Source organism: Parabacteroides faecis, from assembly GCF_014647375.1.
GTDB classification, from domain to species: Bacteria; Bacteroidota; Bacteroidia; order Bacteroidales; family Tannerellaceae; genus Parabacteroides; species Parabacteroides faecis.
The window spans coordinates 91030-110702 of the sequence record NZ_BMPB01000012.1 but is presented as its reverse complement, the minus strand read 5'-3'; the positions used below and the strand labels follow the sequence as shown (position 1 = coordinate 110702).

At 42.9% G+C, this 19673-nt stretch carries 21 protein-coding genes and 1 tRNA gene; 11 read left to right on the top strand and 11 right to left on the bottom strand.

Features of this window, described 5'->3' with window-relative positions:
• Positions 1–53 precede the first annotated feature (53 nt).
• The 4 genes from IEY67_RS17700 (at position 54) to IEY67_RS17685 (ending at position 1978) form a co-directional block, all read left to right on the top strand.
• Entirely contained in the window at positions 54–764 is a 711-nt protein-coding gene (locus IEY67_RS17700; protein ID WP_183671064.1) for a S24 family peptidase, read from the top strand.
• A gap of 68 nt (positions 765–832) precedes the next feature.
• The gene (locus IEY67_RS17695; RefSeq protein WP_183671066.1) at positions 833–1264 is read left to right on the top strand and encodes a membrane lipoprotein lipid attachment site-containing protein; all 432 of its coding nucleotides are present in this window, start codon (positions 833–835) and stop codon (positions 1262–1264) included.
• A gap of 11 nt (positions 1265–1275) precedes the next feature.
• Complete coding sequence (locus tag IEY67_RS17690) at positions 1276–1539, top strand: hypothetical protein (RefSeq protein WP_044193335.1); 264 nt, start codon at positions 1276–1278, stop codon at positions 1537–1539.
• Positions 1532–1978, top strand: coding sequence for a hypothetical protein (locus IEY67_RS17685; protein WP_183671069.1), 447 nt, complete (start codon positions 1532–1534; stop codon positions 1976–1978). Before IEY67_RS17690 ends, IEY67_RS17685 begins: the two co-directional genes overlap by 8 nt.
• Before the next feature lie 116 nt (positions 1979–2094).
• Here the strand turns inward: IEY67_RS17685 and IEY67_RS17680 are convergent.
• Positions 2095–2168, bottom strand: a tRNA-Arg gene (locus IEY67_RS17680).
• Between the two features lie 67 nt (positions 2169–2235).
• Positions 2236–4590 (bottom strand): translocation and assembly module lipoprotein TamL, encoded by a 2355-nt coding sequence (gene tamL / locus IEY67_RS17675; RefSeq protein WP_183671071.1) that lies wholly within the window; start codon positions 4588–4590, stop codon positions 2236–2238.
• A 74-nt stretch (positions 4591–4664) separates the two neighbouring features.
• Here tamL and IEY67_RS17670 point away from each other — a divergent pair, with 74 nt between their 5' ends.
• Entirely contained in the window at positions 4665–5420 is a 756-nt protein-coding gene (locus IEY67_RS17670; protein WP_183671073.1) for a TrmH family RNA methyltransferase, read from the top strand.
• On the opposite strand, the gene IEY67_RS17665 is transcribed toward IEY67_RS17670, so the two are convergent.
• The 5 genes from IEY67_RS17665 to ileS form a co-directional block, all read right to left on the bottom strand.
• Positions 5355–5684 carry a hypothetical protein gene (locus IEY67_RS17665; RefSeq protein WP_183671075.1) on the bottom strand — a complete coding sequence of 110 codons (330 nt, stop codon included), beginning with the start codon at positions 5682–5684 and terminating at the stop codon, positions 5355–5357. The genes IEY67_RS17670 and IEY67_RS17665 overlap by 66 nt on opposite strands.
• Before the next feature lie 15 nt (positions 5685–5699).
• Entirely contained in the window at positions 5700–6497 is a 798-nt protein-coding gene (locus IEY67_RS17660; RefSeq protein ID WP_183671077.1) for a DUF4296 domain-containing protein, read from the bottom strand.
• Positions 6498–7124: a lipoprotein signal peptidase gene (locus IEY67_RS17655; protein WP_122375957.1), complete on the bottom strand. Its 627-nt coding sequence runs from the start codon at positions 7122–7124 to the stop codon at positions 6498–6500.
• Positions 7125–7505, bottom strand: a complete 381-nt coding sequence (locus IEY67_RS17650) for a TraR/DksA family transcriptional regulator (RefSeq protein ID WP_007657507.1) — start codon at positions 7503–7505, stop codon at positions 7125–7127. It lies immediately after the preceding gene.
• Between the two features lie 119 nt (positions 7506–7624).
• Entirely contained in the window at positions 7625–11053 is a 3429-nt protein-coding gene (ileS, locus tag IEY67_RS17645) for an isoleucine--tRNA ligase (protein WP_183671079.1), read from the bottom strand.
• Positions 11054–11216: 163 nt separating this feature from the next.
• Here ileS and IEY67_RS17640 point away from each other — a divergent pair, with 163 nt between their 5' ends.
• Entirely contained in the window at positions 11217–11510 is a 294-nt protein-coding gene (locus IEY67_RS17640; RefSeq protein WP_122375955.1) for a nucleotidyltransferase family protein, read from the top strand.
• Complete coding sequence (locus IEY67_RS17635) at positions 11503–11910, top strand: HepT-like ribonuclease domain-containing protein (protein WP_183671081.1); 408 nt, start codon at positions 11503–11505, stop codon at positions 11908–11910. The genes IEY67_RS17640 and IEY67_RS17635 overlap by 8 nt, the downstream gene beginning before the upstream one ends.
• Positions 11911–11993: 83 nt before the next feature.
• Here the strand turns inward: IEY67_RS17635 and IEY67_RS17630 are convergent, their stop codons facing one another.
• Positions 11994–12965: an aldo/keto reductase gene (locus IEY67_RS17630; protein ID WP_183671083.1), complete on the bottom strand. Its 972-nt coding sequence runs from the start codon at positions 12963–12965 to the stop codon at positions 11994–11996.
• A gap of 231 nt (positions 12966–13196) precedes the next feature.
• Between IEY67_RS17630 and IEY67_RS17625 the strand changes: the two genes are divergently transcribed.
• The 3 genes from IEY67_RS17625 to IEY67_RS17615 all read left to right on the top strand — a co-directional run bounded on the left by IEY67_RS17625 (position 13197) and on the right by IEY67_RS17615 (position 15370).
• Positions 13197–13358, top strand: a complete 162-nt coding sequence (locus IEY67_RS17625) for a hypothetical protein (protein WP_183671084.1) — start codon at positions 13197–13199, stop codon at positions 13356–13358.
• Positions 13355–13954 carry an N-acetyltransferase gene (locus IEY67_RS17620; protein WP_183671086.1) on the top strand — a complete coding sequence of 200 codons (600 nt, stop codon included), beginning with the start codon at positions 13355–13357 and terminating at the stop codon, positions 13952–13954. Before IEY67_RS17625 ends, IEY67_RS17620 begins: the two co-directional genes overlap by 4 nt.
• Before the next feature lie 591 nt (positions 13955–14545).
• Positions 14546–15370: a hypothetical protein gene (locus IEY67_RS17615; RefSeq protein WP_183671088.1), complete on the top strand. Its 825-nt coding sequence runs from the start codon at positions 14546–14548 to the stop codon at positions 15368–15370.
• 175 nt (positions 15371–15545) lie between these two features.
• Here the strand turns inward: IEY67_RS17615 and IEY67_RS17610 are convergent, their stop codons facing one another.
• On the bottom strand, positions 15546–17033 hold the full coding sequence (locus IEY67_RS17610; protein WP_229801118.1) for a virulence-associated E family protein: 1488 nt from the start codon (positions 17031–17033) through the stop codon (positions 15546–15548).
• Positions 17018–17359, bottom strand: a complete 342-nt coding sequence (locus IEY67_RS25215; RefSeq protein ID WP_229801117.1) for a BT4734/BF3469 family protein — start codon at positions 17357–17359, stop codon at positions 17018–17020. The genes IEY67_RS17610 and IEY67_RS25215 overlap by 16 nt, the downstream gene beginning before the upstream one ends.
• Before the next feature lie 254 nt (positions 17360–17613).
• Between IEY67_RS25215 and IEY67_RS17605 the strand changes: the two genes are divergently transcribed.
• The gene (locus IEY67_RS17605) at positions 17614–18219 is read left to right on the top strand and encodes an HU family DNA-binding protein (RefSeq protein ID WP_183671090.1); all 606 of its coding nucleotides are present in this window, start codon (positions 17614–17616) and stop codon (positions 18217–18219) included.
• A gap of 123 nt (positions 18220–18342) precedes the next feature.
• Here the strand turns inward: IEY67_RS17605 and IEY67_RS17600 are convergent, their stop codons facing one another.
• On the bottom strand, positions 18343–19608 hold the full coding sequence (locus tag IEY67_RS17600) for a glycoside hydrolase family 76 protein (protein WP_183671092.1): 1266 nt from the start codon (positions 19606–19608) through the stop codon (positions 18343–18345).
• Between the last annotated feature and the right edge of the window lie 65 nt (positions 19609–19673).

Here is a 19673-nt window from a genome sequence, read left to right as displayed (position 1 = left end):
ATTCATAACAAATTAAATTTTATCCATACAAATATATACAGAATAATTCGACAATGAATAAAGATCTTACTATAAAAATAATGAATGAGGTTCTGTCTACTTTAGACAAAAAACCAAGCGAATTAGCGAAAGCCATTGAACTTAAAAGGCCTCAAGCTATATATGACATACTAAACCCGAATAAAAAAGTAGGCATCAGTAAAAATATGGCTGAAAGTATTTGCGCTAAATTCCCACAAATAAATAAACCGTACCTTCTTACTGGAGAAGGGAGCATTCAAAATAAACCAATACAGGAAGAAGTAACGCAATTAGCAATAGGAGGCGTTATGATGGTTCCGCTGGTCAATCAATATGCACAAGCTGGCTATATGATGGGATGGTCAGATGTAGCCTACATAGAAACACTTCCTAAGATACCCTGGATCGTTGACAAAGAATATAAAGGTAAATACATCAGCTTCGAAGTCAGAGGTGACAGCATGGACGACGGCATGAAGCATAGCTATGAGCAGGGGGACATTTTGCTTTGCAGGGAAATAGGTTGTGATTACTGGAAAAGCAGATTACATTTTAATGCCTGGGATGCCTTTGTAATCGTACATAAAACAGATGGCATTGTACTCAAACAAATAGTTGACCATGACGTTGAAAACGGGATCATTACCTGTCATTCCTTCAATCCTATTTATCCAGACTTCAAAGTTGACCTCAGAGATATAGCACAGCTATTCAATGTAGTCAAACAACAAAAGAATAAGTAAAACAATATGAGAAAAAACACGGCATAGAATTGCCTAAATAAAAATCACTAATTAAACAAATTCAGAGTATGAAGAAAGTATTTCTACTATTATTGGCCACTATCGCATTATCTAGCTGCGTCACAAGAAGCTACTATGTTGAAACAGGAAGTATTGATTATAGTCAATACACAAAAGAAGGTTTTTTTATGACAGAAGCTTCATCTGTTTCATTCAACTATGAGCCAGTAGCATCTGTATATACTATTGTATATAGTGGAGAGGACAAAGAGTGGGCCAAAAAACACAAGTCTAAAGAGAATCCATTTCCCTCTAATCGCAGAAGAGCATCATACTCTGACGGCATAGATGCTATATATAAAGATGCTGTCAGTAAAGGGGCAAACGGCATTGTGGGACTGAAATACCACACTATATATACAAAAGATGGACTTTTAGATCATGTCTATGTAGAAGGCATGGCTATTAAAAAAAATAAATGCTTTATATCTCCTATATAAAAACTAAGAATATGTTAGCAAACGAGAAGATTACAGAAAACAGGATTATAACCGACCGGTTCCTGGCTATCATGTACCAGCTGATCGGATTAAGGAAAATAAAAACAAAAAAACAATTTGCGGAGTCCGTCGGCCTCGCATCCTCTAACATATACCGTATGGAGATTGAAAACACAATGAATGTACCCTTGTATGCTATTCGTATGGCATACGAGCGGTACAATATAAATCTTGAATATATATTTACTGGAAAAGGAAAAATGTTTAATGAATAACCGCTCTATTGCCATCTGTTACGGTCAATATACACGTTCAGAGGACAAAGAACATCATTGCTGGGTAAACAGTCGTTGCCCCGGTTGGGGATGCCGCAAATTAAATGCGATCGGTCCGCAAAACTCATGCCCGGCCAGCGCCTTCAAATTCTGGTACTCATTCGGGCAGTTTACAAGCAAAAAAATGAAGTTCTGGAAAGTTGATAAGGTAGAACTATTAAAACAGCTAGAAAGGGAAATAGAACGCTTTGAAGTAACCGAATGCCCGGCATTCAATATTAACAAAGCAAAAGCAATGATAGCATCATTCCCGGATACCATACACATCGACGGGGACAAATATGTTTTACTGGAAGATTCTAAAACAGGGAAAATATTAGGTATTTCACATTGGGATGATCCGGACGATTATTTAAACATGGATGACTATACAATATAAGCCCATATTCCTGATATTTTTTATTCAAAAATACAATTCGTTCCAAAATCCGTTCCAACAGAAAATAAAAAAGTCTCATAAACCTATAGTTTACAAGACTTCTTATTTTCAAAATGTGATTCCGGAGCGATTCGAACGCTCGACCCACGCCTTAGAAGGGCGTTGCTCTATCCAGCTGAGCTACGGAACCATCCTTATTTGCGGTGCAAAGGTAGTACTATTTTTTTAATATGCAAACCGGAAAGTCTTTTTTTTCATCAGAAGGGATAACCTACTGCAAAATGCCAGGCAAAGTTATTCTTCAGGTTAGGCTTCAAAATAGCCCACCGGTCCTTTCCCCGCTCCATCGGATTATATGCTTTCATACCCGTATCGAAACGGATCAGGAAGAAGTCGAAATCGAGACGCAATCCCAAACCATAAGAAACAGCTATCTCTTTATAGAAACGGGAGAAGTCGAAATTTCCATCCTTACGTTCCTTATCCGGTCTCATCGTCCAGACATTTCCGGCATCGACATAAGCAGCCAGTTCAAACTTCCAGAACATCTTTGTCCGGTATTCCAGATTCAGATCCAACCGGATATCTCCTACCTGGTCGGCAAACGATTTGACAGAATCCGCCAGCATACCGCCCGGCCCCAAGGTTCTAACAGACCATCCACGGACACTATTCGCCCCTCCCGAGAAATAAGTCCGTTCAAAAGGCAATATCTTCGCATTCCCATACGGATAACCAACCCCAACGCCCACATGAAAAGCGATTTTATTACGGCTATCCAGCACAATACTCTTACTAAAGTCGACATCCCCTTTCACAAACTGGGCATAATTGATACCGAACAAATTATATAATCCGTCTTTATCTTTTTTCGCCTGAGTCATTTTAGAGAATGCATACAACAGGTTACCTGCCATTTCAAACGAGACACGCAGCGAATGTGAATTTCGAAGACGGTTCTGAGGATTGTAATTCGTAAATGAATACGTATAACCGGAACCAACGACAAACTGGTCAGTAAAATTGTAAATCCGGGTAGATTTAGGTAAACGGGCTTCAAAAGTCGAATCGATCTTCGGCAAATGTACATAATCGATATCGAGTAACTTAAACACATGGCGGGCTTGCGTATTCGACCGTTCCTGCCAAATATAACTCCAACCGCCGGACAGAATGGCACGCCTGTATTCCGGCCGCGTTTGAATACTGTAACTAACCTTCAGTTCCGTAGATGCCCGTACCTTCCGTTTGAAATTTTCACTGACAAAAGGGAACAGGAAACGAGGAAACAATACAGATGCCTCTGCCCCCAACTCCCAATAATTACCGCCTGCCGAACTCTTGGACAAAGCCTCATAAGCACCACGCACCTTCGCAGAGAAAACCTCTGAACCTTTGAACAGATTCCTGTGCTGATAATTCAAGCTGGAAGCAAATCCGAAATCGCCCGCCGAATTTGTCCCTTCCAGGTCAACACCGAATCCCTGCAACTTAGCCGGAGAAGTCAGGATAGTACAATTCAGCATCATGGTATCCTGAACCTCCACTTCCGTAAAACGGATATTCACATTTCTCAAGGCCCGGAGAGCGGCAAAAGAAGAATAGGTTTGTTCAACCGCCCGCTCATTAAACAATCTGCCGGGAGTAATATAAGTACTTCTTCGCAAAACACCCGGACGGATACTCCTTCCATTATTTCCATAGAGGATCTGCAGATCTCCGGCTTTTACCGTATCGCCTGAAAGAGCCGACAAATCACTCTGCGCCTGGTTCAGCGGATCATAATCGGTAACGATCGTCACGTCTTTTATATAATACTGGCGATGAACGGTATCGACCACCGAACCATCCGGCTTCAGTTTACGGTAAGGCTTCAGTATCATATCCAGATCGACTATATTCCTGTTATAAGAACTGTCTGCCAGATATGCCAGGTAATCGCGGTTGAACGCATAATACCCCCGTCTGCGAAGCAAAGAGGTGATTCGCTGCCGTTCTTTATCCAGTATATCCCTGTCGAACAAAGCACTGTCTTTCACCAGAGAAGTATAATCTTCCGGATATATACGGAAAGCAGATGATACGGCCGAACGTTTGGGAGCAGTCAGATGAGCTATACTGTCGATCTTCGGATCATCCAGATTCATCGTATAGTTATGTATCCGGTAAGGGATATTCGAATTGATCCGGTAAGTAACGACAGCCTTCTTCTGGCGCGAGGTATCCACCTCCGCTGTCACTTCCGCGTTTACATATCCTTTATTGATAAAAAAGCGCCTCAACTCATCCGCCGATTGATCGACCAGCGTAGTGTCCAGAATCACAGGCGGCTCACCGATACGGCGAAGCTGCTTACTGAGCCAGCGTTTTTCATTCCGCCCCGACCAGTCGTAGACAAAAAGCTGCCACTTCATCAGACCGAACACCTTAAAGTTAGGCTGCTGCCTGAGATAAGGCTTCAGATCATTCGTTTTATAGGCTTTATTATCAGAGACAATCTCTACTTTATCAAGCAGATATTCACCGTCACCGACATATTTTGTCGTACTGCAGGCGGCCAGTATCCAAACAAGGCATATGAAATATAATATATGGAGGATTCCCTTCATCATTCGACCTTTTACGCACGCAAATGTAGCTGAAATTAAATAAAATCCCGTACTTTTGCTTTGTAAAAAGAGTAAAGATGTTGAGTAAGTCGAAAGTAAAACAGATACGTTCACTTGAATTGAAGAAGTTTCGTAACGAGACGAATACGTTTGTAGCCGAAGGAAATAAGCTGGTGGCAGACATGCTGCCTGCGTTCGAATGCGACCTGCTGATCGCCAAACCGTCGTGGATGGCAACGCAAGGTGATATTCCCGCCAAAGAACTGTTGGAAGTCGATGACGATGACATACGGAAAGCCAGCTTCCTGAAAAATCCGCAGGATGTACTGGCTGTTTTCAAACGCCCCGCCTGGTCATTGGAAGAAGCAAACCCTCAGCAGCAGCTCATCCTCGCTCTCGACGGTATACAGGACCCCGGTAACCTGGGAACGATCATACGGCTCGCCGACTGGTTCGGCATCGAACATATCGTTTGCAGCCAGGACACAGCCGACGCATTCAGTCCCAAGACAGTACAGGCGACCATGGGAGCACTCGTCCACGTAAAAGTCCATTACACAGACCTGCCCGCTTATCTGCAAAAACAAGCGGAACACCAGGTACCACTATACGGAACATTCCTCGACGGAGAGAACATATATACAAAAGAACTATCGGAAACAGGCATTATCATTATGGGAAATGAAGGAAACGGCATCCGCCCAGAAACCGAAGCACTGGTCAACGAGAAGCTATATATCCCCAATTACCCGCAGGAAAGAGAAACATCAGAGTCTCTGAACGTGGCAATCGCCACAGCCGTTGTCTGTGCCGAGTTCAGACGTCGCGGGTGAAATGCCGGTTAACCGGTAAATATACACAAAGGAAGAAACCGTCACCCGATCGGAGACAGCTAACCATTCCATAGAAAAAGCTCCGGATGGTGGAAAACTGACACCGGACGGCACTGGTAACAATGTACCGTCATAAAACTCTGTATTCGCTATCTCTTGTTCTAAAGGAAACACACCGGCAAAACGACCTTCTGCATCCAGTTCCAGATAATGCATGCGGTACCATTTCTGCCAGTATATATAATGAGAAGCGATCCGACGCATAAGACTTGTCTAAAATTATTTAGCAGCCGTTTTCAAGGAGTCGGTATCAACGGAAAGCCGTCCATAGTTATACCTCATCAGGTTCAGGCTATCCACATAGATCTTGAAATAAGAGGTCGAATCCTCTTTTCCGTCCAAGCGGATAAAACCATACACACTCTTCACCTGCTTGGTCGGTAGCGTACGTAAAATCGTCTCATGATAACCATCCTGAAGGATCTTGTCGTTTACGGTAATGACCGTATCCCCCTGGTTGGCACTCAAACGGATCTCCGGACGACTTTTCATAGCATCGTTCAATCCCCAGACACGCATTCCCAGAACAAACGTACTACCGGAAGGATAGTTTGTTTCCGGTTTGATATCGACCGTTATGCCGTTGAATACAGCTTTCGGTTCAAAGGTAAGATAAGTAAGACGCGGCCAGATATCGACGGAATCCTGTTTGGAAACCGGAGCTGCACTAGCCTGCACGTCTCCCAACGCTTTCTGCCGTTCGTTCAGTTCCGCCAGTACCAGGTCATACACCTGCATATACACATCCAGGTTACTTCCATACCAGACGAGCGAACTGTCGTAAACGGCCTGTTCGATATTATGTTTGCGAAATACGGACTGATAAAGCGCTTCCTTTTCAGCATCGTCGATATATTTTTTATAATCGGTACTGATCATAGCTTCCGCCAGTTGCATATCTATCAGGACAGCCTTCATCTCCTTTTCGGACAGAATACCATCAGGTACCTTACTACAGGAAACCACCAAAGCCGCCGTCAACAATACGACACCGTATCTGCGCAATTTACTCCGCATTTATTTACTACTTTCTTTTTCTTTTGAGAGACTGGCCGACAAAGTGTGCCGGTAAAATATCAATAACAAGAACACACCTACGCAGATAGCCGAATCTGCCAGGTTGAAGATCGGACGGAAGAAGACGAACTCCTCTCCTCCCCAGATCGGGACCCAGTCCGGCAATACCGTCTGGATCAACGGGAAATAAAACATATCCACCACTTTCCCGTGCAACCAGGTAGCATAACCACCGCCGGCAGGCATAAAAGAGGCGACCTGACCAAAACTATGGTCGAATACGACCCCATAAAATATAGAGTCGATTATATTACCGATAGCTCCCGCAAAGATCAACGAGACACACGCAATAAAGCCAAAACTGTACTTCTCCTTAACCAGTTTATACAGATAATATCCGATAAAACCGACCGCCACAATACGGAATACGGATAAGAACAATTTGCCTATCACCTCTATACCGAAAGCCATCCCCGGATTTTCGGTAAAGTACAGATAAAACCACGGAGTGATCTCTATACTTTCGTGCAACTGCATGTGCGTCTTGATCCAGATTTTAAGAGCCTGGTCAAGAATAAGGAGCAGCATTACGATTAACACTGCTCCCCAACCTTTAGAAAATTTCATTTATCTTTTACCTCCTTGTTTTGCTTCGATACTCAAAGTAGCATGAGGTACGGCACGCAGTCTCTCCTTCGGGATCAACTTACCCGTTTCGCGACAAATGCCATAAGTCTTATTTTCAATACGGATCAAAGCAGCCTGTAAGTTCTGTATGAACTTCATCTGGCGCTGTGCCAGACGTCCGGCCTCTTCCTTCGACAAAGTTGCGGCACCTTCTTCCAACACCTTGAATGTTGGAGATGTATCGGCCACATCGTTCCCATCAGAATTGGTTACACCCGATCTCAACAACTCGTAATCCTTTTTGGCTACCTCCAACTTCTCTAAAATAATGGCGCGGAACTCCTCGAGTTCAGCATCCGAATATCTTGTCTTTTCTGCCATGGTTCATTTAATTTTAGGTTCCACAATTCATAATATATATCAGGCGATCCAAGTCGCAGTCCAAATATACGATAATATTTATATGCGGCAAGGGACGCCTTTCTTTTTTAAGAAAAAAATCACTCTTTCTCGATACGCACCGACAGGTTGAAATCCTCGAAATCAAGGACAGTCGCATCACTTATCGCATGCTCTGTAATTTCAACAGATACGGCCAGCACCTGGTTCGCAATATATTCATTAAATTCCTTAATTGCGTCATCCATTTCGTCGGAAGAAAGAACGGTCACGTTGATCTTATCGGTTATATCGTATCCGTTGCTCTTACGCAGGTTCTGGATACGGTTCACCAATTCACGTGCCAGCCCTTCTTTACGCAGGTTTTCCGTCACGGTGATATCGAGGGCAACCGTCAGGCGGCCTTCGTTGGCAACCAGCCATCCCGGTATATCTTCGGAGATGATTTCAACATCAGCCAGTTCGACCGCAGCTTCCTGTCCCTCCACATTCAAAGTAAATGTACCGGCAGCTTCGAAAGCAAGGATATCCTCCTGGCTCATGCCCTGGATAGCAGCAGCCAGGCTCTTCATGATCTTTCCGTAACGCGGGCCTAACTTCTTGAAATCAGGCTTGATACGTTTAACCAGGATACCGGCGGCATTATCGACGAATTTCAGTTCCTTTACATTCACTTCGTTCAGGATCAGATTCTTCACCGCTTCAATGCTTTCCTGCTGGTGTGCATCCGTAACAGGCACCATGATGGTCTGCAGCGGCTGGCGAACTTTGATATTCACTTTACGACGCAGAGCCAGTACCATAGAAGAAACATCCTGTGCCATCTTCATACGTTCTTCCAGATCCTTGTCGATCAATGCTTCATCATATTTCGGGAAATCCGACAAGTGTACAGATTCCACCGTTTCACGTCCGGTAACAGCAATCAGGTCGCTGAACAGCTGATCGCCATAGAACGGAGCGATCGGAGACATCAGCTTGGCTACAGTTTCCAGACAAGTATATAAAGTCTGGTAAGCAGACAACTTATCCGTTGTCATGCCCCCGCCCCAGAAACGGCGACGGTTCAGGCGCACATACCAGTTACTCAGGTTATCGTTCACAAACTCAGAGATAGCACGACCTGCACGGGTCGGTTCGTAAGTATCATAGAATCCGTCAACATCTTTCACCAATGTATTCAGCAAAGAAAGGATCCAGCGGTCGATTTCGGGACGTTCGTTCAGAGGAACATCCGGTTCCGAATAATCGAAGCCGTCCACGTTTGCATACAAAGCAAAGAATGAATACGTATTATATAATGTACCGAAGAACTTACGGCGCACTTCATCCATACCGTCGATATCGAACTTGATATTATCCCACGGAGACGCATTGGTGATCATATACCAACGCAACGGGTCTGAACCATACTGTTCGATCGTCGAAAACGGATCGATTGCATTACCCAGACGTTTAGACATCTTATTACCGTTCTTATCCAGTACCAGGCCATTGGAAACAACCGCTTTATAAGCCACGCTGTCGAATACCATCGTAGCCAGTGCATGCAGGGTAAAGAACCAGCCACGAGTCTGGTCGACCCCCTCTGCGATAAAGTCTGCCGGATAAACCGTACGGTTATCCAGTATTTCCTTATTCTCAAATGGATAATGGATCTGTGCATAAGGCATCGCACCCGAATCGAACCAAACGTCGATCAGGTCAGTCTCACGCTTCATCGGCTTGCCGCTTTCGGAAACAAGGATCACCTCATCCACATACGGACGGTGCAAGTCGATCTTTTCGTAATTGTCCTTATTATATTCACCCGGATTGAACCCTCTGTCCTTATAAGGATTAGATTCCATGAATCCGGCCTTAACGGCTTTCTCTATTTCATTGTACAGTTCTTCTACCGAACCGACACACATCTCTTCCGTTCCGTCTTCCGTACGCCAGATAGGTAACGGAGTACCCCAGTAGCGGCTACGGCTCAGGTTCCAGTCCTGCAGGTTTTCCAGCCATTTACCGAAACGGCCCGTACCTGTGCTCTGCGGCTTCCAATTGATCGTATTGTTCAGTTCGATCATACGGTCACGGCAGGCAGTCGTGCGGATAAACCAGCTATCCAGCGGATAATATAATACCGGTTTGTCGGTACGCCAGCAATGCGGATAGTTGTGTACATGCTTTTCGATACGGAACACACGGTTCTGTACCTTCAGCATCATACATATCTCGATATCCAATGTCTCATCTTTGTCGGTCTTTTCCGGATCGTAGGCATTCTTCACGAACTTACCCTGGAACGGATCGTAATCGGCAGCATTCATACGAGTCTGTACAAATTCAGGATCCAGATCTTCCAACAGGTAGAACTTTCCCGTCATATCGACCATCGGACGTTTGTTGCCATCCTTATCGATCATCATCAACGGAGGCACGCCACTAGCTTTCGCCACACGGTCGTCGTCCGCACCGAATGTCGGAGCGATATGTACGATACCCGTACCGTCTTCCGTTGTCACATAGTCGCCTGTGATCACACGGAAAGCCCCTTCACCCGGATTTACCCACGGGATCAGCTGTTCATAATGCATGCCGGCCAATTCCGGACCTTTCCATTCACCTACAACCTTGAACGGAATCAGTTTATCACCAGCTTTATAATCCGACAGCTCCAGGTCAGCAGCCTTCGGATTGAAATGTGCATTCATCAGATCCTTAGCCAATACAACTGTCATCGGCATGCCAGTATACGGATTGTAAGTCTGAACAGCCACATAGGTGATATTCGGACCCACGCAGAGTGCCGTATTGGAAGGCAATGTCCACGGAGTAGTCGTCCATGCCAGGAAGAATGCATCACCGAACTGAGCCATTTCCGGTTTCGGATCGAGGATATGGAATTGTGCCGTACAAGTGGTATCCTTCACGTCGCGGTAGCAACCCGGCTGGTTCAACTCGTGCGAGCTAAGCCCCGTTCCGGCAGCCGGTGAATACGGCTGGATGGTATACCCCTTATACAGTAACCCTTTCTTATACAATTCTTTCAGCAGATACCACAATGTTTCGATGTAACGGTTATCGTAGGTGATATACGGATTTTCCATATCCACCCAGTACCCCATTTTATTGGTAAGGTCTTCCCATTCCTTGGTAAACTTCATCACATCTTTGCGGCACGCTGCATTATAGTCAGCGACAGAAATCTTCTTACCGATATCTTCTTTGGTTATACCCATAGATTTCTCAACGCCCAGCTCAACCGGCAGGCCGTGAGTATCCCATCCTGCCTTACGGTTCACCAGATATCCTTTCATGGTTTTGTAACGGCAGAAAATATCTTTAATCGAACGAGCAATAACATGGTGAATACCCGGCATTCCGTTTGCAGAAGGCGGACCTTCATAAAATACAAACGAGGGGTATCCTTCACGGATTTCAAGACTCTTATGGAAGATGTCGCCATCCTGCCATTTCTTCAACACCTCTTTATTGACATTCGATAAATCGAACTTAGAGTATTCGGTAAATTTCTTACTCATATCGCGCTATTTTTAACTATCTTCTAAAAATGCCGCAAAGTTAGTGATTTAATTCTAATTAGACAATAAAGAAATGAGCATACCCTGATTGGATTTTATAAACCTAAATAATCCCCCTTTCAAAAATTTATAGTTACCTTTGACCTCATAAAAGGTGACTGCTATGAAATCGACAAATGAGTATTTGGAATTATTACGGCAATACATGGATTCCCATGCCGGGAAGTATGGCATTGTCCGTATGGGCATTTTCGGTAGTGTAGCTCGTGGTGAACAAACGGAAAACAGCGATGTGGATATTTGTTTTGAAGCACCAGCCCCCAATCTACTAACATTAGCTCGTATCAAATTTGAGCTTGAAACCTTGTTAGGATCCAGGGTCGACCTGGTAAGGTTACGTGATCGTATGGATGAATATCTGAAACGGAACATTGAAAAGGAAGCACTGTATGTTTGACAAAAATAAATCAGAAGTCAGCCATCTATTAGACCGTATCACAGAGCAACTTGAAATTGTATGTGAACGCTGCCGGAATGTTCAGTCTGTAAATGACTTTTTAGGCTCAAATGAAGGAATGTCTCTACTTGACGGCGTTTGTATGAAACTTATCGCTGTAGGAGAAAGCATTAAAAATCTCGATAAATTAACTGAGCGTAGTTTATTGGTCAATTATCCTCAGATACCTTGGCGTGAAGTAATGGGAATGAGAGATATTATCGTTCATCATTATTTTGAAATAGACGCTGATGTTATTTTTGCTACAGTACGTGAAAGTGTACCCGAATTACTAAGTATCATCAGCCTTATCAAAAAAGATATTGAAGCAGAAAAAGCTGAATCAACAGAACGATATTAAAATCAAGAGGCAAAGCCTATTCTTCTATAGACTTCAGCCTCTTTTGTCATAAACTATCCGATATTTTAAGTAACGACAAGAAGTCAGAATTTAAACAAACCGTTTTCGTCCAGATCGATAGGCAACATAGCAGAGTTGGAGGCATATTCTTTGGGGATAGCCTGCTCGATACGTTGTAAATCTTCCTTACTGAGATCGATCTCAATTGCTTTCACGGTATCCCGAAGCTGACCGACTGTACGCGAACCGACCAACGCCAGCATATCGCCGCCCTGTGCCAGTACCCATGCAATGGCAAGTTGCGACACGGAAACATTCTTCTCTGCGGCCATTTCCTTCAATACATCCAGCCGTGCCACAGCCTGTTTCAGCTTCTCTGCAGCCTGGGGAGGCATCCTCCGGCTCAAGGTTGCCAGTTTTTCCTCCGGGTTACTACCTCCTATCACGCCATGAAACAGATTGGCAAAAGTGACAATTCCGATACCCAGTTCACGTGCTGTAGGAATCAGGCTTTGTTCTATCTCCCTGTCGAGCAGCGAATACCGCACTTCCACCAGGCTGATGGGGTGAACAGCATGGGCTCGGCGCAATGTTCCGGCATCTATCTCGGTAATTCCGACATTACGCACATATCCGGCTTTTACCATATCTGAAACGGCTCCGATCGTTTCTTCCACCGGGATATGCGGATTGATACGGGCAGGTTGATACAGGTCGACATAGTCCGTACCCAGGCGTTTCAAGGTATAGGCCAAATAATTCTGAACACTCTGCGGACGTACGTCGATGCCATAAAAACGATCATCAGGAGTCAGCATTCCACCAAACTTGACAGAAATAAAGACATCTTCCCGCTTACGTGTTTTCAATGCTTCACGGATAATCAGTTCGCTTTCGCCATGACCATAAAAATCACCTGTATTCAGATAAGTAATCCCACTGTCCAAAGCAGCATGTATGGTATCAATCCCTTGCTGAATATCAGCCATCCTCATTGCCCCCAGGCCAATGCGGGAAAGGGTAATGCCATTCGTTTCTTTATTCAAATACTTCATTGTTTCGCAGTTTAATATTTATAGGCTATAAAAATATACATTTGCTTGCATATAATCGATCTTTTCAAAACTGATTATGAGAAGATCAGGAATAATATGAGAATATAAAGAAGATTGCGACCATCATGATCTAAACATGAAATATAAGGAGTTGTTTTAATTAATTAGTATCAAACAATTGATATTTAATTCTATTTTTTGTTCCTTTGCAGTAATATTAAAACTAAGAATATGGCAATAGCAATTAAAAGTATTCCTGTTCTACATGGGAAAGAAGCTGAAGCCTTTGTAAAAAAAGCAGACGCAGCCTTCCAAAACAAACAGGAATCCAACCAAACCCAAAAGCGATTTGAATCATTAAATCGTATTCTAAAAAAAGCAAACATGAAATGAACAAAGGCAATTTTCTAGAGAATAGTTGCACATTCTCCTTACTAAAACCGGAACTATTGAAAGAATGTAAACCTTTCATTTGTGGCAATGATGATTTGGACGATTTCTTTATGAACAATTCAGATCTGTACACCAAGCAGTTACTAGGGAAGACATATTGCTTTCGTTTAGATGAAGATTTATCCGTCATAACATGTGCTTTCACTGTAGCAAATGATAGTATCAAAGCAAATTTTCTACCGAATAGTCGAAAGAAAAAAGTTATTCAAGATATTCCTTTTTCAAAACAACGTCGTAGTTATCCAGCCGTATTAATCGGTCGACTAGGTGTAAATATGAACTATCAGGGATGTCATATAGGTAATGAACTTATTGGCTTTATAAAAGATTGGTTCATTAGTCCGGAAAATAAAACCGGATGTCGTTTTATAGTAGTAGATGCTTATAACAAGTCCTCTATTATATCTTTTTATGAGAAGAATAATTTTTATCCTCTATTTTCTACAGAGCAACAGGAGAAGGAATATCTTGGTATTCCAGAAAGTTCCTCTCTCTTTACCCGATTAATGATTTTTGATTTGATTAATATCACCTAACTTCATTACAGATTAATAAGAGCAGTCTGTTTTTTACAACAAACATTAATATAATTACCGGCAATCATCAAACCCTGCAAACAGAACTTATGATTTTTAAGCCTAACAGGTATTTTTTCCTTATAAACGGTTGTTTATTCCATCGTATATACTATCTTTGCAGTACTACAGAAAGTGCAGAAACTATAGCGTTAGGTTCTGTTCTGTAGAAATATTTAGAATAAGGCATTTTAAAATATTATCCCAGTTCTTGTAAACATCCCAACATACACAGACACAACTGAGATAGTAGCAACAAAATGCCCATGTTATTTGTATATACACAAGTTATATATGATATGACGTGGGCTGTTGCTTACTATCAGTGTGTCAGGTCGGGATACCTACAAGACTGAGAACGGCAACAGTTTCACGTTTTTTTATGCCTTTTTCAAGCTATACTTTTTACATCAACACATTAATATGTTAAACAATCATACAATCAGTAAAAAGGAATAGCGAAGAGGGGACTCTGCCACTGTCCGGTTCGCGAGAATAGGATAGTATCTATTTGTATAGCAGATTATGTCTATCAGATAAAACACTTGTATTATGATAAACTTGTTAACTAAAATACGTGATTATGTACAACTTCTCCTCCCCGACGACCAGAAGCCTAACTTTTCGGGCCATGTACTGACAGATCACAAAGAAACAACATGGGAAGAAGCCAGTATCGTATCTTCATCTGTAAATATACCGACGGCTGATAAGCAACCTTCGGAAGAGAAGAGGGATAAAGAAAGTGATTTTATTATTGAAGCGTTTAAAAGACTAACACCCGATTATTTATTGATCGTATCGGAAATGAGGAACTTACTAAACTCCGATCTAAAAAAAATAGTATTCCATGCATTAGCCACCGGATTAAGCGTGGAAAAAGTTGCAACACATTTGGGCCTCTCCTCCCAGGAGGTAAAAGAGATATTTCAGAATGCCATTACAGATATAAGCATCCAATCAGGATTTGTCAGAGCCCATATCGATAACGGTATTCGAAGAGAGATAGAAATCGACAAATTAAAATCAAACATACAATCACTGAAAACACAGTTAACAAAGGATGAAATCAAACATCCCGCCCCAAAGCGAACGTCATCCCAAATACCTTACGTCAAACAAAAGAAATTGCTATCCAAACCATTAACCCATAGCCTCGATTTAGAGACAAGAACCCTGACTATTCTTAAAGCGGTAGATATATATACATTGGAAGACTTACTGAAATTCATTTCAACCAACGGACTTGCCGCACTGAAGAAACGACGAAACTTCGGGAACTTATCTTTAAATAAACTGGAAAAAGAATTAATAAGAAAAGGGATCTTTGACCCGAACGGTCATTGTGAACTATATCAAGAGATAGCTAAGAGATAATACCTAATAATTTTTTCTGAAACTGTATTGCAGTTATAAGCCATCCGGCTCGTGAGAGTCGAATGGCTTTTTTGGAAAAATATACCTTCATTCCTTCAATTAGGCTATATACTTCTAATTATAAAGAAATTACAGATGAAGCCTTTTTGCAGACACATTGTCCAATGAAGAAAAATCACCGTATTTCCTTCACATGATATACATTTCCACGTAAAATATGCCGGCTTGGGACATTGTTACGACGCAACAGGCGGCCAAAAGCATTTATAGTGGTGTTGCTAAAAGTCAGGCGGCTACGCTTACGGATACGTTGCATGATCTCGGCAGCGGGAAGCCATTCGCCAATTTCACCACCTTCTTCAGACAACGGCTTGAAATATTGCAGGAAAAGCTGCTCTTCCACCGGAACCTGTTCGAACACTTCATTCTGAAGAGTAATAGATTTTTCTTCCTCCCGCGTCAGCCAATACCGTTCGCCTGTACGGAGCGCATGGATCGCCTGAGCATACAGCTGGTCATAATCGATAAAATGCCTGCGGTCTATCTCACCATTTATTTCCACACACAGAAAACGCCGACTGCCGGTCGGATCGGATAACAAGTCCATATTATTACAAGTTCCGACAAATCCGGCATACCGTTTCAAAGCCCGCACACTCGATTTGTAGGCACGACGAGCATTCACCTCGGGCTTTTGAAGCAGATGTTTCAGGAAAGACTGACGGGAGTTTCCTATCGAATCGAACTCGTCGATATTTATAAGGGCAAAACGGTGCAGCATCAGTTCAGCATCACGACGATTTCCAAAATCGATACTGTCGGTATAAAACTCACGCAAAACCGGTGGCATTAAATTACGGCACCAGGTAGACTTTCCACATCCCTGATCCCCCACCAATAAGGGCAACAGGCTGTTAGCATGCACCCCACCCATCTGTTTCCATTGGGCGACTAACCCCAGGAACCAGATATAAAAATGCTCGCGCCACAACTTCGATGACGTCGGTACCGTATCCGCCAAGGCACGGATATGATCTTTTCTGTCCCATTCCGGCAGATTATCCAGATAATCATCCAGCGGATTAAACAGCGGAATCTTATTGGAATAGATATAACGTTTCACATCACGATCCCACAAATCGAGTCCTTCCGCCTGTGCATGCAGGGAGATCGTATTGAGAACCTCATCGGTAACAGGAAAGAAACTATAATAATAGGAACGTCGTTCGCGATATTCCACTTCACCTTTCAACTCGTTCCTCCGGAACTCATAGCGACGTTTCATAAACTCATCCATCCGAAATACGAGGTTCTGACAAACCGGCATGACCGGACCGACACCAAAACATTTATCCAGCAGATAAGTATTGTGTACCACCGCCCGCAGTTCCGTCTCGTTCCGTTGGAAATGTACATTCACATACGCCCATTTCACCACATCTTCTTCCGGTATGCCTGCACGAAGGCAATTCTCTGCCAACCGTACCAGCAATGCATCCGCCGTCGTATCACCAGACTCCTTCCCCACTTCTTCAATTGCTTTTTTCAAGGCCACCTGATAAAGCAGGTAAACGGAATAACTGCGTTCATGCCCCGCCTCCATCCGTTGAAGTGGCATCGGCTCCTGCTGTTTCAACTCACGGAACGTCAATTCACCAGGCACTTGCAAGGGTTGTTCGAGCGTAGCCGGTACAGCCGTATCTCTACCGCCTCCCTATCGCCCGACAGGTTATCGACTTCCAATAGAACAAGACCGTTGTAAGCTTTCATCTCCAAAGTCTCATTTTTCTTTTTCAATTCTGCACCGAAAACGATCCGAGGAAGTTTGGTTGCTGCCGGACAAGGGTATCCCGGAGGATATTCCTCTAGCTTTTTCCGGAACTCTTCTACCACATGTCCGGATACAGAGTTCCTCATCGTATCGATCAATTCATTAAGGGATAGGGTTTTAACGGATTTATTTCCGTCTTTGTAATGTGTGATATTCATTCGCTTGTAATTTAAGGTGTACTTTCTGCTTAAAAGTAAGAAAAAAAGCCATGTATAACAAGGCTTTCATCAATTATTATTTATATCTTTAGTCCGTTATTCTTTCTTATTTGACAACTGGCAAACGCTTGTCAGACTGTTGTCGAATAAGCGTTTGTCAGCTGTCGAACAAGCGTACGACAATTAACAAACAAAACAGAGTAAGGCACTTCGGAATTACCGGATGCATAGTTTTACCTTAAACAAATACTGATATGTGTGCAAGATATCGAATGGTTCGCAATCCGAACCCCACAGGAGACAAGAAAAAGCAAGCATTACATCCGCGTGTTGTACCTTACGGGACAATCCACACCAATGATCTGATAGAAGAAGCAGAAGGCCGTTCCGGAATTTCGGGAGCCGACATCAAAGGGGCTTTACAGGTCATAGCCGATGTGATGGCCAGACGTCTGGACGACGGATATAATATCGAACTGGACGGCATCGGCTTCTTCAGTGTTTCGCTCGCTTCACGTCCGGTCATGGATAAAAAGGAGCTCCGTTGCGAATCAATTCATTTCCGTAATGTAAATTTCCGCTGCGGCAAATATCTGAAAAGTAAATTGAAGTCGATGCACCTGGAACGTATGCCGGAAGGGAAAGGCGTTCTTCCTCCTTTCGATGAACGGGTACGCAGGCTGACAGAATATCTGAACGCACATCATTATATCACTTGTAGCGACTACCGGGAACTGACAGGTTGCTCCAAATATCGTGCACTGGAAGACCTGAAGAAGTTGATAGATGAAGGAAAACTGGAGAAAGGAGGGTATAGAAGTACGAGGGTTTATTCATTTCCTTCAGCGGTAAAGGATTGATGGTGAATGAAAAACATCCACTAATGAAGGAATGAAGGATTATTTTCGGATTACATCACAAGTATAATCCCTATGGAATCAATCTCCAACATGTAGTACTATGTGAAACGATAGCCAAATACATTATTTATCTGCAGGAAACAACAGCATCAAAGCAGGTATACCGGATGCGGAGTAACTATCGATCGTTGAACCTGCCGGCAAAACTTTTTCATATTCTCCACTGCATACATTGCGTGACTTATCCCTGTTTTCCAAACCGTAACCAATCGTGCGTTTCAGGAAAGGAAGGTATTGCGTTTGCTTACAGTCATAAATCAACATAGCCACATATTGTGCAAAAATTGCTGTATAAATACCCTGTTCGATTCCATTTTCAAAGGGTAATAAATTATGTTTTGCAGACATGACATTCACAGTATAATCCGTAGCTAAAATGGCATTATTCAAATACTTTTTCTCGCCGGTCGCTTTATAAAGCAATACGGAGGCACCAATAAAGGTAGCTTGATTGTAAACGTGGGCAGTCCATGCAGGACGTCCATTGCCATGACGGCTATCGGCAATTTGCCCTGTTTGCTTATCCAACAAATTTTCGACACCCCATTCATAAATTTCTTTCCCTTTCGCCAGATATTGTTCTCTGGTCTGGTATTTCGGATATTCATCTGTCGACTCTTTTCTTTTCCGCGGCACATTATTATATAGAGTTAAAGCAGCAACTACAGTCGGAAAATTGATACAAGCCATCTTTCCGTCGCTAGGTTTATTGGGTTTCGGGTTCTGTATGGGCTGCCATTGCCAGAACATTCCTCCATTTTCTTTATCATAAGAACCAGTATCCCCCACTTTCGGGGAACCATACCAGACTCTACTGAAACTCAATTCTGATAATGTCAGATATTCGTCAACTTTAAATAACTCATAGCCGCGTGCCAAAGAAATGGTCCACCACATGATATCATCATAAATAAACCAACCCGTATTTTCATTGTTGTCATCAAAATTAAAATTGGCATATTGCGCTTTATTACCCTCGAATATCTTTGTGCATAATCTCTTGTAAGTTGCTTGCTTATCTTTACTCTTTAATCTTTTAGCCAACTTATACGCATTCATCGCCATATCCCAATAAATCGGCTGGCACCAGATGGCTGCTGCCCCGTTGAAACGGTCTTTAGCCGAAAGGAAAGATGAATTTGTCTTGTAGATATATTTATCAGTATCGAGTAGCGTGTTGTTAAACCCCTCGTAAATAGTCCAAACATCCTCATTCGTATAGGTGAAAGACTTTTTACTTAAACTATCCAAACCTTCGGCCCGGCATACTACAGATGATGTAAATAATACAAGCAGTAAGTTTACAACTAAAAATAGATTGCTTTTCATCTTTGTTTGTTAAGTTTTTAAATTTTATCGTGATAAAGGGAACAAATCTCTCCCCAAGCAGCTGT

Bases quoted from the DNA above. Each gene is read 5' to 3' on its own strand.
- IEY67_RS17700 (WP_183671064.1), top strand. From the start codon at position 54: ATGAATAAAGATCTTACTATAAAAATAATGAATGAGGTTCTGTCTACT.
- IEY67_RS17695 (WP_183671066.1), top strand. From the start codon at position 833: ATGAAGAAAGTATTTCTACTATTATTGGCCACTATCGCATTATCTAGC.
- IEY67_RS17690 (WP_044193335.1), top strand. From the start codon at position 1,276: ATGTTAGCAAACGAGAAGATTACAGAAAACAGGATTATAACCGACCGG.
- IEY67_RS17685 (WP_183671069.1), top strand. From the start codon at position 1,532: ATGAATAACCGCTCTATTGCCATCTGTTACGGTCAATATACACGTTCA.
- tamL (WP_183671071.1), bottom strand. From the start codon at position 4,590: ATGATGAAGGGAATCCTCCATATATTATATTTCATATGCCTTGTTTGG.
- IEY67_RS17670 (WP_183671073.1), top strand. From the start codon at position 4,665: ATGTTGAGTAAGTCGAAAGTAAAACAGATACGTTCACTTGAATTGAAG.
- IEY67_RS17665 (WP_183671075.1), bottom strand. From the start codon at position 5,684: ATGCGTCGGATCGCTTCTCATTATATATACTGGCAGAAATGGTACCGC.
- IEY67_RS17660 (WP_183671077.1), bottom strand. From the start codon at position 6,497: ATGCGGAGTAAATTGCGCAGATACGGTGTCGTATTGTTGACGGCGGCT.
- IEY67_RS17655 (WP_122375957.1), bottom strand. From the start codon at position 7,124: ATGAAATTTTCTAAAGGTTGGGGAGCAGTGTTAATCGTAATGCTGCTC.
- IEY67_RS17650 (WP_007657507.1), bottom strand. From the start codon at position 7,505: ATGGCAGAAAAGACAAGATATTCGGATGCTGAACTCGAGGAGTTCCGC.
- ileS (WP_183671079.1), bottom strand. From the start codon at position 11,053: ATGAGTAAGAAATTTACCGAATACTCTAAGTTCGATTTATCGAATGTC.
- IEY67_RS17640 (WP_122375955.1), top strand. From the start codon at position 11,217: ATGAAATCGACAAATGAGTATTTGGAATTATTACGGCAATACATGGAT.
- IEY67_RS17635 (WP_183671081.1), top strand. From the start codon at position 11,503: ATGTTTGACAAAAATAAATCAGAAGTCAGCCATCTATTAGACCGTATC.
- IEY67_RS17630 (WP_183671083.1), bottom strand. From the start codon at position 12,965: ATGAAGTATTTGAATAAAGAAACGAATGGCATTACCCTTTCCCGCATT.
- IEY67_RS17625 (WP_183671084.1), top strand. From the start codon at position 13,197: ATGGCAATAGCAATTAAAAGTATTCCTGTTCTACATGGGAAAGAAGCT.
- IEY67_RS17620 (WP_183671086.1), top strand. From the start codon at position 13,355: ATGAACAAAGGCAATTTTCTAGAGAATAGTTGCACATTCTCCTTACTA.
- IEY67_RS17615 (WP_183671088.1), top strand. From the start codon at position 14,546: ATGATAAACTTGTTAACTAAAATACGTGATTATGTACAACTTCTCCTC.
- IEY67_RS25215 (WP_229801117.1), bottom strand. From the start codon at position 17,359: ATGAATATCACACATTACAAAGACGGAAATAAATCCGTTAAAACCCTA.
- IEY67_RS17605 (WP_183671090.1), top strand. From the start codon at position 17,614: ATGTGTGCAAGATATCGAATGGTTCGCAATCCGAACCCCACAGGAGAC.
- IEY67_RS17600 (WP_183671092.1), bottom strand. From the start codon at position 19,608: ATGAAAAGCAATCTATTTTTAGTTGTAAACTTACTGCTTGTATTATTT.